At 68.8% G+C, this 14,243-nt stretch carries 13 protein-coding genes; 5 read left to right on the top strand and 8 right to left on the bottom strand.

Annotated elements, in window-relative coordinates; all coding sequences use genetic code 11:
* Positions 1–25 precede the first annotated feature (25 nt).
* The gene (locus Q0C57_RS06730; RefSeq protein ID WP_296573923.1) at positions 26–946 is read right to left on the bottom strand and encodes an SDR family NAD(P)-dependent oxidoreductase; all 921 of its coding nucleotides are present in this window, start codon (positions 944–946) and stop codon (positions 26–28) included.
* A gap of 170 nt (positions 947–1,116) precedes the next feature.
* On the opposite strand from Q0C57_RS06730, the gene Q0C57_RS06725 reads away from it, so the two are divergent.
* Both Q0C57_RS06725 and Q0C57_RS06720 read left to right on the top strand, forming a co-directional pair.
* Positions 1,117–2,256 (top strand): acyl-CoA dehydrogenase family protein, encoded by a 1,140-nt coding sequence (locus Q0C57_RS06725; protein WP_296573919.1) that lies wholly within the window; start codon positions 1,117–1,119, stop codon positions 2,254–2,256.
* Positions 2,257–2,315: 59 nt separating this feature from the next.
* Positions 2,316–3,173, top strand: coding sequence for a MaoC/PaaZ C-terminal domain-containing protein (locus tag Q0C57_RS06720; protein WP_296573916.1), 858 nt, complete (start codon positions 2,316–2,318; stop codon positions 3,171–3,173).
* A gap of 32 nt (positions 3,174–3,205) precedes the next feature.
* On the opposite strand, the gene Q0C57_RS06715 is transcribed toward Q0C57_RS06720, so the two are convergent.
* The 7 genes from Q0C57_RS06715 to Q0C57_RS06685 all read right to left on the bottom strand — a co-directional run bounded on the left by Q0C57_RS06715 (position 3,206) and on the right by Q0C57_RS06685 (position 9,682).
* Positions 3,206–4,195, bottom strand: a complete 990-nt coding sequence (locus Q0C57_RS06715; protein WP_296573913.1) for a tripartite tricarboxylate transporter substrate binding protein — start codon at positions 4,193–4,195, stop codon at positions 3,206–3,208.
* Positions 4,196–4,311: 116 nt separating this feature from the next.
* Positions 4,312–5,301 (bottom strand): tripartite tricarboxylate transporter substrate binding protein, encoded by a 990-nt coding sequence (locus tag Q0C57_RS06710; RefSeq protein ID WP_296573911.1) that lies wholly within the window; start codon positions 5,299–5,301, stop codon positions 4,312–4,314.
* Positions 5,302–5,495: 194 nt separating this feature from the next.
* Positions 5,496–6,317, bottom strand: a complete 822-nt coding sequence (locus Q0C57_RS06705; RefSeq protein ID WP_296573909.1) for an IclR family transcriptional regulator C-terminal domain-containing protein — start codon at positions 6,315–6,317, stop codon at positions 5,496–5,498.
* Positions 6,318–6,429: 112 nt separating this feature from the next.
* Positions 6,430–7,308 carry an SDR family oxidoreductase gene (locus Q0C57_RS06700; protein WP_296574261.1) on the bottom strand — a complete coding sequence of 293 codons (879 nt, stop codon included), beginning with the start codon at positions 7,306–7,308 and terminating at the stop codon, positions 6,430–6,432.
* A gap of 29 nt (positions 7,309–7,337) precedes the next feature.
* Positions 7,338–8,129 (bottom strand): enoyl-CoA hydratase-related protein, encoded by a 792-nt coding sequence (locus Q0C57_RS06695; protein ID WP_296573905.1) that lies wholly within the window; start codon positions 8,127–8,129, stop codon positions 7,338–7,340.
* 108 nt (positions 8,130–8,237) lie between these two features.
* A complete protein-coding gene (locus Q0C57_RS06690) occupies positions 8,238–8,951 on the bottom strand; it encodes an AprI/Inh family metalloprotease inhibitor (RefSeq protein WP_296573902.1) in 714 nt (237 codons plus the stop codon).
* A gap of 50 nt (positions 8,952–9,001) precedes the next feature.
* Positions 9,002–9,682, bottom strand: coding sequence for a transglycosylase domain-containing protein (locus Q0C57_RS06685; RefSeq protein ID WP_296573899.1), 681 nt, complete (start codon positions 9,680–9,682; stop codon positions 9,002–9,004).
* Here Q0C57_RS06685 and Q0C57_RS06680 point away from each other — a divergent pair.
* The 3 genes from Q0C57_RS06680 to Q0C57_RS06670 all read left to right on the top strand — a co-directional run bounded on the left by Q0C57_RS06680 (position 9,681) and on the right by Q0C57_RS06670 (position 14,243).
* Positions 9,681–10,427 (top strand): DUF429 domain-containing protein, encoded by a 747-nt coding sequence (locus tag Q0C57_RS06680; RefSeq protein ID WP_296573896.1) that lies wholly within the window; start codon positions 9,681–9,683, stop codon positions 10,425–10,427. The two genes, Q0C57_RS06685 and Q0C57_RS06680, sit on opposite strands and share 2 nt — an antisense overlap.
* Positions 10,428–10,475: 48 nt before the next feature.
* Positions 10,476–11,420: a threonine/serine dehydratase gene (locus tag Q0C57_RS06675; RefSeq protein WP_296573893.1), complete on the top strand. Its 945-nt coding sequence runs from the start codon at positions 10,476–10,478 to the stop codon at positions 11,418–11,420.
* Between the two features lie 114 nt (positions 11,421–11,534).
* Positions 11,535–14,243, top strand: a complete 2,709-nt coding sequence (locus tag Q0C57_RS06670) for a TIGR02302 family protein (protein ID WP_296573890.1) — start codon at positions 11,535–11,537, stop codon at positions 14,241–14,243.

Raw genomic sequence — 14,243 nt, 5'->3', positions numbered from 1 at the left:
CGGCCCCTGCCTTGGTGTCCGTCCATCACACCGGATCCCACGAGAAGATATCGGCCGAGCGGTCCAGCGGATAGAAGGACGACTTCAGCGCCGGCATGGCGTGGGTGGCGAGACTGTCGCAGGTCCAGCCGCCGTCGCGATGGACCGAGCGGATCGGTCGTGACTGGCCCATCAGCACGATCTCGTTCATGCGCACCGCGAAGATCTGGCCGGTGACGTCCTTCGCCCGGTCGGAGGCGAGGAAAGCCGTGAGCGGCGCCACCTTTTCGGGCCCCATGGCCTGCAGACGGGCGACCCGCGCCTTCTCGGCCTCGGTCTCGGTCGGGATCGTGCCGATGAGGCGGCTCCAGGCGAAGGGGGAAACGCAGTTGGAGCGCACATTGAAGCGCGCCATGTCCAGGGCGATGGATTTCGACAGGCCGACGATGCCGAGCTTGGCCGCGGCGTAGTTGGCCTGGCCGTAATTGCCGACAAGGCCGGAGGTCGAGGTGAAATGGACGAAGGCGCCGCTCTGCTGCTCGCGGAAGATGCGGGCCGCGGCATGGGAGACGTAGAAGGTGCCCATCAGGTGCACCTTGATGACCAGCTCGAAGTCCGCGACGCTCATCTTGTGGAAGATCGCGTCGCGCAGGATGCCGGCATTGTTGATGACCGCGTCGAGGCCGCCGAAGGCATCCATCGCCGTCTTGACGATGGCATTGGCCGAGGCCGGCTCCGCCACGCTGTCGAAATTGGCGACGGCCTGGCCCCCCGCCTTGCGGATCTCGGCGACCACCTCTTCCGCCGGGGCGGCACTGGCGCCCGAGCCGTCGGCGGCGCCTCCGAGATCATTGACCACCACCTTGGCCCCTTCTGCAGCGGCGGTCAGTGCGATCTCGCGGCCGATGCCCCGACCCGCGCCCGTGACGATGACGACCTTGCCGTCCAATGCGCCCGTGCCCGCCATGCTGATCCTCTTGGCCAAGTCCCGTTCTCGCCTGATCGGCGACCGAGGCGGCACCATAGTCCGATCGTCAATTGAACGAAATCCCGTTTCATTCGCCGAAACGCCTGTCTTAGGATAGAGGCTCGCCGCGGGGCTTCGAGTCGCCGCGCCCGGATCAGGAGACGCGCGCCATGACCGCCACCGCCGCCTATTACAGGGAAGAGCATCACCTCTTCCGCGACGCCTGCCGCCGCTTCATCGCCGAGGAGATCGCCCCCCACCACGCGCGCTGGGAGAAGGAAGGCGTCGTCGACCGCGAGGCCTGGCGAAAGGCCGGCGCGGCCGGCATGCTGCTCACCAACATTCCCGAGGCCTATGGCGGCGGCGGGGCGGATTTCCTCACCAGCGCCATCATGATCGAGGAGATGATGGGCCATGTCTTCACCGGCCCGGGCTTCCGGCTGCATTCCGACATCGTCGCCCCCTATATCCTCAACAATGCCTCCGAGGACCTGAAACGCCACTGGCTGCCGAAGATGGCCTCGGGCGAGGCCATCGGCGCGCTGGCCATGACCGAGCCGGGGGCGGGCTCAGACGTCCAGGCCATCCGCACCACGGCGATCCGCGACGGCAACCACTATGTCGTCAACGGCCAGAAGACCTTCATCACCAACGGCCAGCTTGCCGATTTCATCCTCGTCGCCGCCAAGACGGACCCCAAGGAGGGCGCCAAGGGAGTCAGCCTCATTCTGGTCGAGGCCGACCGCGAGGGGTTCAAGCGTGGCCGCAATCTCGAGAAGATCGGGCTGAAGGCGCAGGACACCTCCGAGCTCTTCTTCGACAATGTCCGCGTCCCGCTGACCAACATTATCGGCGAGGAGGGGCGCGGCTTCGCCTATATGATGACCGAGCTGCCGCGCGAGCGCCTGCTGGTCGCCATCTCCGCCGTCGCGGTGATGGAATCGGCGCTGAAATGGACCGTCGACTACACCCGCGAGCGCAAGGCCTTCGGCAAGTCCATCGCCGATTTCCAGAACACCCGCTTCAAGCTGGCAGAGGTGAAAACGGAGGTCACGGTCGCCCGCGTCTTCCTCGACGACTGCATCGCCAAATTCCTGCGCGGCGACCTCGACGTCACCACCGCGGCCATGGCCAAATGGTGGCTGACCGAACTGCAGGGCCGCGTCGTTGACACCTGCCTGCAGCTCCATGGCGGCTACGGCTTCATGTGGGAATACCCGATCGCCCGTGCCTATGCCGACAGCCGCATCCAGCGCATCTATGCCGGCACCACCGAGATCATGAAGGAGATCGTCGCGCGGTCTCTTTGAAAAGGACCCGCTTTCCTGATGCAGGCGGAAGACCTGCGATTGGTTTCGAGGATACGCCCATGCCCATCGACTACGACACGCTGAAGAACTGGCACTTCCCCGATCTCGAGCACCGCTATCAGGCGAAGGACACGATCCTCTACGCCCTGGGGGTGGGCTGCGGCGCCGACCCCATGGACCGCACGGAGCTGCCCTTCGTCTACGAGGACGGCCTCAAGGCCCTGCCGACCATGGCCGTCGTGCTCGGCTATCCCGGCTTCTGGCTGAAAAATCCGGCCACCGGCGTCGACTGGCGCAAGGTCCTGCACGGCGAACAGGGCGTCGTCATCCACCGGCCGCTGCCTGCCACCGGCACGGTGATCGGCCGCACCCGTGTTACCGAGATCGTCGACAAGGGCGCCGGCAAGGGCGCCCTGCTCTTCTCCACGCGCGACGTGATCGACAAGGCTTCGGGCGACCTCCTCGCGACGCTCACCTCCACCACCTTCATCCGCGGCGAGGGCGGCTTCGGCGGTCCCTCGGGGCCGACGCCCGAGCCGCACCCGCTCCCCGACAGGGTGGCCGACGAGGCCGTCGATCTGAAGACCCTGCCGCAGGCGGCGCTGATCTACCGTCTCTCGGGGGACGACAACCCGCTCCATGCCGATCCCGACATCGCCCGCGGCGCCGGCTTCGAGCGGCCGATCCTGCACGGCCTGTGCACCTATGCGGTGGCTGGCCGCGCCATCCTCAAGGCCTGCTGCGGCAATGATCCGGCCCGGCTCCGGCGTCTCGATGTCCGGTTCTCGGCGCCGGTCCTGCCCGGCGAGACCATCCGCACCGAGATCTGGCGCGACGGCGGGGTCGTCTCCTTCCGCGCCCGGGTGGTCGAGCGCGACATCGTCGTGCTGACAAACGGCCGCGCCGAGGTCGCCTGACCCCGGCGGGCCGCAGCGCCGTCAGGCCGGCGTCAGGCCGGCGTCAGGCCGAGCTTGCGCACGTTCTCGATCCAGATGGGCCCTTCCGAAGCGTAGATCCGCTTGAAGTCGGCATGGCCGAGGACAGGGTCCTCGATGCCGAAGGTCTCGTTCAGCTTGCGGATCCGCTCGGTCTGCGCGGCTTCCAGCATCAGCGCCGACACGGTCTCGACCAGAGGCTGCGGCATGGAGGACTGGCCGAGGAAACCGACCCAACTGAGCAGCCGGAAGACCGGATTATCGAGCCCCTGCTCGGCAAAGGTCGGGGTGTTTGGCAGCGCCCTCATCCGCCGGGTCGAGGGGATGGCGATGGCGGTCCCGGCATTGGCGTCGAGAACCGCCTTGGCGGCGGTGAAGCTGCCGAGCGCGATCTGGCTGTTGCCGGTGAGCACATCCTGCCACATCGGCGCCTCACCCCGATAATTGACCACGGTCATGTCGAGGTTGAACTGCTGGTTCAGCGCATTGCAGACGATATGGGCCATCGAGCCGGCGGCATAGGAACCGAAGCTTATCCGGTTCTTGCGGGCATGCTCGACGAATTGCGCGATATTCGACGCGCCCGTCGCCTTGGCGGCGACCAGCGGCAGGCTGCCGGTGGGCAGCAGCGCCAGCAGGGAGAAGTCCTTGTCCGGGTCATAGGCCAGGTTCTTGAACATGACGCGGTTGCCGAACAGCGTCGTCGAAATGGTGATCATCAGGGTGTGGCCGTCATCCGGCGCGGTCTTCAGCGCCTGGGCAGCAATGCCGCCGCCGGCCCCCGGGCGGTTCTCGACCACGACGGTCTGGCCGCTCTTGGTGCCGATATACTCGCCATAGGCGCGGGCGAAGGCATCGGTGATGCCACCGGCCGGGAAGGCGCAGATGATGCGCAGCTGCTTGTTGGGCCAAGCCGCGCCCTGCGCACGGGCAATCAGCGGGGTCGCGAGGGGAGCAAGAAGACCGGTGGCGACGAGGCCCCGGCGGGTCATTGAAAAAGACATGGTTGTTTCCTCAATCGATGAACGGGCTTCTGCGTCCCGTATGTTTGCGACGAAAGCCTAGCCGCAGGGACCGTCCCGCGGCCTGCGACCGATTGTCAGCCCCCTGGGAGGCCCCGTCAGCTCGGCGTAATGCCGAGCCGGTTGACATGGTCGAGCCAGATCGGTCCCTGGGTGTCGTAGATGTGGCGGAAGGTGCGATGATCCTGGGCGGTATCATCGATCCCGAACGTGGCGGTGAGCCGCTGGATGCGCTCGGTCTTTCCGGCCTCGACCATGAGATCGGAAATTTGCTGCACCATCTCGCCCGGCATGGAGGCCTTGCCGAAGAAGCCGGCCCAGCTCACCAGGTCGAAGACCTTGTCGGTCAGCCCCTGTTCGGCATAGGTCGCAACCTCCGGCAGCGTCTTCATCCGTCGCGATGTCGGCACCGCTATGGCCGTCCCCGCGCCGCTGTCGAGCGTGCCCTTCGCTGCCGTGTAGCTGCCCATCGCCACCTGGCTGCTGCCGGTGAGCAGGTCCTGCCACATCGGCGCCTCGCCCCGGTAATGGACGATGGTCATGTCGAGGTTGAACCGGCGGTTCAGTTCGGCGCCGACAATATGGGCGAAGGAGCCGGCGGCATAGGAGCCGAAGCTGGTGCGGTTCTTCCGCGCGAAGTCGACGAACTCGGCGATGGATTTCGCACCGGTCGCCCTGTGCGCCACCAGCGGCAGGTGCCCCGTCGACATCATGGCGAGGAAGGCGAAATCCTTGTCCGGATCATAGGGCAGGTTCTTGAACATGACCCGGTTGCCAAGCATGGTCGAGGAGATGGTGATCATCAGCGTGTGGCCATCGTCCGGCGCACCCTTCAGGGCCTGGGCCGCGATGCCGCCGCCGGCACCGAGGCGGTTCTCGACCACGACGGTTTGGCCGCTCTTCTGCTGGATGTAGTCGCCATAGGCCCGGGCATAGGCGTCGGTGATGCCGCCCGCCGGGAAGGCGCAGAGGATCCTGACCGGCTTGCTGGGCCAGGCCGAAGCCTGGGCCTGGCCGATACGGGGTGCAGCCAATGTGGCGACGGCGCCGGCGGCGATGAGGCCGCGGCGCGATAGCAGGTGGGGCATGGTCGTTTCCTCTGGACGCGATCTCTCTCGTGGGGGTCGATCCTCCCGCGCCGCCGTTTCTCTGGTGGCAAGGCGCGAACGTTACGGCGCGGTGCTCGCGACCCGCCGGAATGCTCTCACGCGGCCCCCGATGCGTCAAATGTATGAAACCCCGTTTCATCCCCTGAAACCGGACTGATGCATCCCTCCTTCGGCTAGTCGCCCTTGGTGTCGCCCGGCGCCCAGAGCGTGGCGCGGAACCTGTCGGTGAGCGCTCCGGCGATCAGCGCGGCCGTATCCTGCAGGGGACCAAGGAAGTTCCTGACGGCATCCTCCACCGAGATGGCGCCGTGCAGCATCATGATGTTGATGCTGGCGAAGACCTCGTCGCCGTCGCGCACCGGCACCCCCATGGCCCAGACCCGGCCGTCGAAGACGTCCTGGCTATAGGCCTCGTCCATCAGCGCATAGCCCCGCTCGCGCACCTCGGCGAGCAGGGAGGCGAGCTTTTTCGGCTGGCGGGCGAGTTCGGTCGATCCGCCTGGGATGGCGGCGAGCAGGGCGATGATCCGCTGCTGCTGCTCCTCCGGGCAGAAGGCGAGATAGGCCCGGCCCATGGATGTGGCGAGCAGCGGAAAGCGGAAGCCCGGACGGCGCGAGAACAGCATCGATCCCGGCTCGCGGGTCGTCTGGGCGACGATCATCGCGTCGCGGTCGAGAATGGCGATGTCCGAGGGCCAGCCGATCTGCTTGCGGAACTCGTGCATGATGGGCTCGGCGACGCCGCCGATCCACAGGTGCTGGTCATAGCCCTGGGCGAGCAGCAGGCAGCGGCCGGTCGGCAGATATTCGGTCCGCTCCGCATCCCGCATCACATAGCCTTCATGCTCCAGCGTCTCGAGCATGCGCACGATGGTCGCCTTGTTCAGACCCGTCGCCTTGTGCAGTGAACCCACCGTCGAGCGCCGCTCGGCGTTCAGGACGCGGAGGATTTCGAGGCCGCGCGAAAGCGCGATGACGGGTTCGAACGACGGCATGACGGGTTCCTGATCATCCCCCGGCGCAGTGGCCCCGCGGGATTCGTCGAGCCTAGCATAAGTGGACCGGCCCATGACCCGCGACACGGGTCGCGGGCCGGGACCGTGGAGCTCAAGCCGTGCGGCTGGCCCGGTCCTTCTCGTTGGCTGCGCGGATCATCTCGCTCATGGCCTGCCATTCGCCGTCCGAGAGCTTCGACAGGTCATAGAAATTGCCGCCGGTGGCGTTGTAGCGCGCGCCGTCGATGGCGATGGTCTGGCCGGTGAGGTACTCGCAGCCATCGGCCATCAGGAAGGTCGCGAGGTTCTTCAGCTCCTGCATCTCGCCGTTGCGGCCCATGGGGCTGCCGGCGCGGCCCTTGTCCTGCTCGGCGGCAAGGCCCGGATTGAGCCGCTCCCAGGCACCCTTGGTGGGGAAGGGGCCTGGCGCGATGGCGTTGAGGCGGATGCCGTAGCGCCCCCACTCAGCGGCCAGCGACTGGGTCATGACGGCGATGCCGGCCTTCGACATGGCGGAGGGCACGGTGAAGGGTCCGCCGTTCCAAATCCAGGTGGTGAGGATGGAGATGACGGAGGCCTTGTGGCCGCCGGTGATCCAGCGTTTGCCGCAGGCCAGGGTCACGTAGAACGAGCCGTGGAAGACGATGCCGGCGATGGCGTCGAAGCCCCGCGGCGACAGGTCCTTGGTCGGGCTGATGAAATTGCCGGCCGCATTGTTGACGAGGCCGGTCAGCGGCCCGGCCGTGAAGATCTCCTCGATCATCTCCTCCACCGCCTGGGCGACGCGGATATCGACCGCATGGGTGATGACCTTGCCCCCATGGCGGTCCATCAGCTCCGCCGCGGTCTCGTCGAGCACGCCCTTGCGCCGCCCGCAGATATGCACCGTCGCGCCGAGCCGGAGATAATCCTCCGCCATCTCCCGGCCGAGGCCGGTGCCGCCGCCGGTGACGAGAATGCGCTTGCCTGCGAGCAGGCCGTCCTTGAACATCGTCTGCATGCGAAATCCTCCCGTCGGGCTCAGCGGCCCTTGAAGTCCGGCTTGCGCTTGCCCTTGAAGGCCGCAACGCCCTCGTCGAAATCGGCGCTGCCGAAGGCCACGACCTGCGACAGCGCCTCGGCCTCGAGGAACCCCTCGATCGGCAGCTCATAGGCGCGGCGCATCAGCCGCTTGGTCAGGGCGAGCGACACCGTGGGGCCGCGGGCGAGGGTCTCGGCGAGTTCCATCGCCGTCGCCATCAGCGCCTCCGGCGCTGTCAGCCGTGCGACCAGCCCCATGGCATGGGCCTCCTCGGCGGAAACCTCGCGGTTGGTCAGCAGTATGTCGCTCGCCCGCTGGTAGCCGACGGCCCGCGGCAGCGTATAGGCGAGGCCGAGATCCGCCGCCGCGCCGAGGCCGGGGAAGCCCGCCTTGAAGCGGGCGTCGCGCGAGGCGACGATCAGATCGGCGGTCAGGGCCAGTGACAGGCCGGCGCCCGCCGCCGCCCCGTTCACCGCGCAGATGATCGGCTTGTCGGCGGTGAGCAGCGGCACCAGCCACCGGTAGGTCCGTGTCATCCGGGCCTTGACCACGAGCGGCCCGCGGTCGTCCATGGACCGGATGTCGCCGCCAGCGCAGAAGGCGCGGCCGGTGCCGGTGATGACGATGGCGCGGACCTCGGGATCGGCGAGCAGCGCCGGCAGATGCTCCTCGATCCCGGCCTTGATCCCGGCGGACATGGCGTTCATCGACTTCGGCTCGTTGAGCACCAGGGTCGCGACGGCCCCCTCCCGTTCGACACGCACCGAGGGTTCGACGGTGGTCGCAGTCATGGTCAGTCCTTCTGGTCGCGGCGGTCCGGGCCCATGCCGCGGACGAAGCGTCATTTCAGTGGACGAAATCGGCCGGCGAAACGCCAGTCCCCAATTCGGGCGGTGCTGTCAGGGCCGGGACAGGACCAGGGGGCGATTATCGGGCGGCGTCTTGGTCCAGCGGCCGTCCTCCTCCCGCCTGAAGGACAGCGTGCCCGTCCGGCCGCCGAAGACCAGCAGCTCGCGCTCAAGCCGCCAGTGGGAGAGGCCGAGGGCGGCGATGGAGCGCTCGCAGCCGGCGGCGATCTCCACCGCGAACCGCTGTTCCAGCGCTCCCGCACCGGCCGCCAGCTCCTGCTTCAGAAGCAGCGCGCAGAGGCTGCGCCCCGAAGGCTGGCCGAGGCTCCAGGCCCCGGCGATCTCGTCGGCGGTCGGCAGTGCCTTGCCGGCAAGGGCGAGGCTCGTCAGGAAATAGACATTGGGATCGCCAGGGCGCAGCGCTTCGAAGATGCCGACCTCGGTCTCCTCGAAATCGAAGGCCGGCTGGCCGGCCCTGTCGATCCAGCGGATCGATCCGGTCGGCCCCACCAACCAGGCGACGATCGCAGTCACTGCCGGAAAGGTCGCGGCGCAACCCTCGCCAAAGGTCAGGGCCCTGGCGGTCCCCGCCCGTTCCGCCCGCAGGGTGACGGCGCATTTGCGGCTGCCCGCCGGATTGGAGAGTTCCCAGGTGCCCACCGCCCTTTCGATCAGCGCGCCATCGGGCTGGGCCGCCGGCGCCTGAGCGCGGGCAGCCTCGGCCGGGGCTAAGAGGATTACCAGGAGAGCAAGCGCTTGCAGCATGTCGGGATTAGAAGCGTGATTTTCCGGGCGCGTCCACCGGATGGATGCGGTCATGACGCCGCCAGTCCGAGGCAGGCCGTGTCGGCGGCCCCCGCCCGGCGGGAGATGATGGCCGCCTTGCGCCGGACGCCGGTCGACGGCGCCCGTGCGTCGCGGCGGATCGGGTTCGGCAGGATCGATACCAGCAGCGCCGCCTCGCCCATGGTCAGGCGCGATGCCGGCTTGCCGAAGGCGCGCCTGGCGCCGGCCTCGATGCCGAACTCGCCGCCCGGGCCCCATTCCGCAATGTTGAGGTAAATCTCCATCATCCGCCGTTTCGACCAGACGAGGTCGATCATCAGCGCCAGCGGAATCTCCAGACCCTTGCGGATGATCGCCGTGAACCCGGTGTCGCCCTGCCAGAGAAACAGATTGCGGGCGACCTGCATCGGCAGGGTCGAGGCGCCGCGCGAGGGGCCGTCCTCGTCCTCGATCACCGCCATGAGTTCGCGCCAGTCGACGCCGCGGTGGCGGCAGAACCGGGCGTCCTCCGAGGCGATGAGCACCGCCGGCAGCGGCCGCGCCACCGCCTCCAGCGGCACGACGCTGCGCTCATAGCCCTGCAGCGTCACAAGGCGCCAGATCATGCGGGTCGAGACCGGCGTCACCACCGTATAGAGGAGCGTCAGCACCAGCGGCGTCAGGGCCAGCAGGACGGCAGCGAACACGAAACGGCGCAGGAGGCGGATCATGGCCATCCGGAACGAGGTAACGCCCATCCCCGGCGGGGAGCGGCCGATGGTGCGCGGCGTCGACGGCTGTCCCGCCGGCTGGATCGCGGTGACCATCGCAGCCGGGGGGCGCCTGATGCCAAACGTTACGATAGCGCGAAACTTTGCCGAACTGGCGATGGGTGTGGAAAAAATCGCCGTCGACATGCCCATCGGCCTGCCCGGGCGCGCCGGGCCAGGCGGCCGGGGTCCCGAAGCCGCGGTCCGGCGGCTGCTGGGCCGGCGCCGGTCCTCGGTCTTCTCGGTGCCCTCACGCGCCGCCGTCTTCGCCGCCGACTATGGGGAGGCCTGCCGGATGGCCCTCGCAACGTCTGATCCGCCGCGAAAGATCTCGAAACAGGCCTTCTTCCTGTTCCCCAAGATCCGCGAGATCGACATGCTTCTGCGCGACGGCCCGGCCATGCGCGATGTCGTCTTCGAGACCCATCCGGAGGTCGCCTTCTGGCACGCCAACGGCGAGGCGCCGCTGCAATACCCGAAATCGAAGCCCGAGGGCCTGCGGGAACGGCGCGATCTGCTGGAACGCCAGGGCTTTCCGCCCGCCTTTCTCGATGCTCCCGTCGGCCGCGGTGCCAAGCGCGATGACTTTCTCGACGCCTGTGTCAATGCCCTCGTCGCCCGGCGCCTGCTCGCCGGCACCGCCCGGCCCTTCCCCGACCCGCCGGGCCGTGACGGGCATGGGCTGCCCGTCGCCATCTGGGCTTGACCCCGCCGGCCGAACCGGGTCCCGTGCCTCTCCCATCAGGACCCGACCATGCTGACCACCGACGACATCCGCGCCGCCCATGCCCGTATCGCGGGGCGGGTCCGCCGTACGCCGACCATGACCCTCGGTGCGGACACGTTCGGCACGCCCGTCCCCGTCGTCATGAAGCTCGAATTCCTCCAGGTGACCGGCACGTTCAAGGCCCGCGGCGCCTTCAACACCCTCCTTGCCGGACCCATGCCGGTGGCCGGCGTCTGTGCGGCGTCCGGTGGCAATCACGGCATCGCCGTCGCCCATGCGGCTGCGGTGCTCGGCATGCCCGCCCGCATCTTCGTGCCGGAGATCTCCTCGGCGGCGAAGATCGCCCGAATCCGCGAGACAGGTGCCACTCTCGTCGTCGGCGGCGCCCGCTATTCCGACGCCCTGGCCGCCTGCGAGGCCTATGCCGCCGAGACCGGCGCCCTCTCCGTCCATGCCTATGACGCCTGGCCGACCATGGCCGGTCAGGGCACGGTCGGTATCGAATGGGAGGAGGATGCCGGCGGCCTCGATACGGTCCTGGTGGCGGTCGGTGGCGGCGGCCTGATCGGCGGCGTCGCCCGCTGGTTCGACCGGCGGGTGAAGGTGGTCGGTGTCGAGCCGGAAGGCTCGCGGGCGCTCCATGCCGCGCTCGCTGCCGGCGGTCCGGTCGATGTCGACGTGCAGTCGATCGCCGCCGATTCGCTCGGCGCCCGCAATGTCTTTGCCCGCGTCCACGCGACGGCGGCGGCCTATGTCGACCATGTCGTCCTCGTCCCCGACGCCGCCATTCGCGATGCCCAGAAGCGGCTCTGGCTCGGCCTGCGGGCGGCGAGCGAACCGGGCGGCGCGGCGGCACTCGCCGCTCTCGTCTGCGGCGCCTATGTGCCGGCTGCGGGGGAAAGGGTCGGCGTTCTCGCCTGCGGCGCCAATGTCGACCTTGCCGCCCTCTCCGATGTCGTCACCACGGCCTGAGAGGTGACCGATCCGTGATCGGCGGGCCGCCATGAAAAGGTGGTTTTTGCGACCCACCATGATAGCCTGAAATTTGCAGGAGACCTCGAACCGGAGCGGATCTTGAGCGACGGCATGAACAGGGATCGGCCCCGGGCCCCCAACGAACATCAGCTCGCTCTCGGTCACGCGATCGATCGCGCCAAACTCGTCATCCTCTGGGAGCGGGTCTGGCCGCGTCTCGTCCTCTTCCTCGCCATTTTCGGCGGCGTCCTTGCCGTGTCCTGGCTCGGCTTCTGGCAGGTCGTGCCCTACTGGGCGCGTTTCGGCGGCGTCCTCTTTGTTCTCGGCCTCCTGCTGCTCGCCGCCCTGCCGCTGGTGACGATCCGCCGGCCCTCCGACCAGGAGGCGCTGCGCCGCATCGACCGTGCCACCGAAGGCGGCCACCGGCCGGCGACCGCCCTGGCCGACGATCTCGCGACCTCCGACGATCCCTTCGCCAAGGCGCTGTGGGAAGAACATCGCGCCCGCGTCGCGGCCGCCGCCGGCCAGCTGCGCACCGGCATTCCGACGCCACGCATGCCCAGTCTCGACCGCTATGCCATCCGCGCCCTGGCGCTGCTTCTCATCGTCCCTGCCTATTTCCTGGCCGGCGACGAGCGCACACAGCGGCTGATGACGGCCTTCGACTGGCGGGCGCCGCCCGTGCCGGTCAACTACCGCATCGACGCCTGGGTCACGCCGCCCGCCTATACGGCGCGCCCGCCGGTGATCCTGCCGACCCGACGCATGGCTGAAGCCGGCGCGGCGCAGGCCGCCCATGCCGCGGCCGAGCCCGACATGTTCCGTGTCCCCGTCGGTTCCGTCATCACCCTGCGCGTCGCCGGTCTCGCCGATGTCGCAGTGAAGCCCGAGGGCGGCGTCGCCCCGGCGCCGGTGCCCGAGCGTGCCGCCGAAGCGACGGCCCAAGCGACGGCCCAAGCGACGGCCCAAGCGACCCAGCCTCAGGCCGATCTCGCCGAAACCCGCTGGACGATCACCCAGAACGGCACGCTCCAGGTGACCGGGACCGGAGCCCAGCCCCTTACCTGGCGGTTCGAGGCCATTGCCGACACGGCGCCGTCCATCGCCTTCGAGCGTGCGCCGCAGACCGACCAGCGCAACCAGTTCGTCCTCTCCTACAAGGTCGAGGACGATTACGGTGTGAAGGAAGCCGAGGCGACCCTGTCGCTGGCGCCGTCCGCCCTCGCTCTGCAGCGCGAGGGGGCAAGGCCGCTCGCCGATCTGCCGCCCCTGCCGTTGACCTTGCCGCAGGCGCGCACCCGCTCGGGAAGCGGCCAGACGTCACGCGATTTCGTTGCACATCCCTTTGCCGGCCTGCAGGTCGCGGTGAAGCTCAGGGCAAAGGACGATGCCGGCAACGAGGGCTTCTCCGAAACCGTCTACGGCACGCTGCCCGCCCGCGTCTTCTCCAAGCCCGTGCCGCGGGTCCTCGTCGAGCAGCGCCGTATCCTCGCCCTCGACGCCCATGCCGCGCCGCGCGTCGCCCGCGCCCTTGAGGCCCTGACCACGGCGCCCGACCGCTTTGGCATCGAGACCCCGGTCTATCTCGGTCTGCGCACCGCCTATTTCCGCCTCGTCCGCGCCCGCGACGATGCGGCCCTGAGAGATGTCATGGACTATCTCTGGGACATCGCCGTGCGGATGGAGGACGGCGACGTCTCGGAGGCCGAGCGCTCGGTCGCGCAGGCGGCGGAAAGGCTGCGCCAGGCCATCGAGCGCGGGGCATCCGAGGAGGAAATCCGCCGGCTGTCACAGGACCTGCGCCAGGCCATGGACCGGCTGATGCGCGAACTGACGGAACAGGCCCTGCGCAACCGCCAGGACGGCAACCAGCAGCAGCAGGCCCAGCGCGATCCCAATGCCCGCCAGGTTCGCCCGCAGGACCTGCGCGACATGCTCAACCGCATCGAGAATCTGGCGCGGAGCGGCGCCCGCGAACAGGCCCAGCGGCTGATGCAGGAATTGCAGCAGATGCTGCAGGGCCTGCAGGCCGGACGGCAGCAACAGCAGCAGCAGGGCCAGAACGGCGAACAGGGTGAGCAGGGCGAGGGTCCGCTCGACCGGCTCGCCGACATGATCCGCCGCCAGCAGCAGCTGCGCGACGACACGTTCCGCCGCAACCAGGAACAGCGCCGCGCCCAGCGGGGCCAGCAGCGCCCCGGCCAGCGCGGCCAGCAGGGGCAACAGGGCCAGCCGCAGCCCGGCCAGCAGGGTGAACAGGGGCAGCAGGGCGAGCAGGGCTACGGCCAGCTCGGCGACGCCCAGCGCGAGCTCCGCGAACTCCTCGACCAGCTGCGCGAGCAGCTGGGGCAGCAGGGCGAAGGCCAGGGACAGTCGGAATCAGGCCGCCAGGCGCAGGAAGGCATGGGCAATGCCGGCCGCGCCATGCGCGAGGCGGAAGAGGCGCTCGGCCGCGGCAATGGCCAGGGCGCCACCGACGCCCAGGGCCGCGCCCTGCGCAGCCTGCAGCAGGGTGCCCAGGGCCTCGCCCAGCAGATGCAGGAGGGCCAGGGCCAGGGGCAAGGACCGGGTCAGCCCGGCCAGCCGGGCGGCCGCCAGGGACAGGCCGGCAACCAGGATTACGATCCCCTGGGACGCCCCACCCGCGGCCGCGAGGCCAACGAGAATTCGGATGTGCGCGTTCCCAATGCCGGAGAGGGAGCCGCCCAGCGCGCCCAGCGCGTGCTCGAGGAGCTGCGCCGCCGCCTGTCCGAGCAGGACCGCCCGCAGATCGAGATGGATTATATCGAGCGGCTGTTGCGCGGCCTGCAGATCCAGTAG

Source organism: Phreatobacter sp. (assembly GCF_022843985.1).
GTDB lineage: Bacteria > Pseudomonadota > Alphaproteobacteria > Rhizobiales > Phreatobacteraceae > Phreatobacter.
Note: the sequence above shows the minus strand (reverse complement) of the source record. Positions and strands in the feature narration are given on the sequence as shown.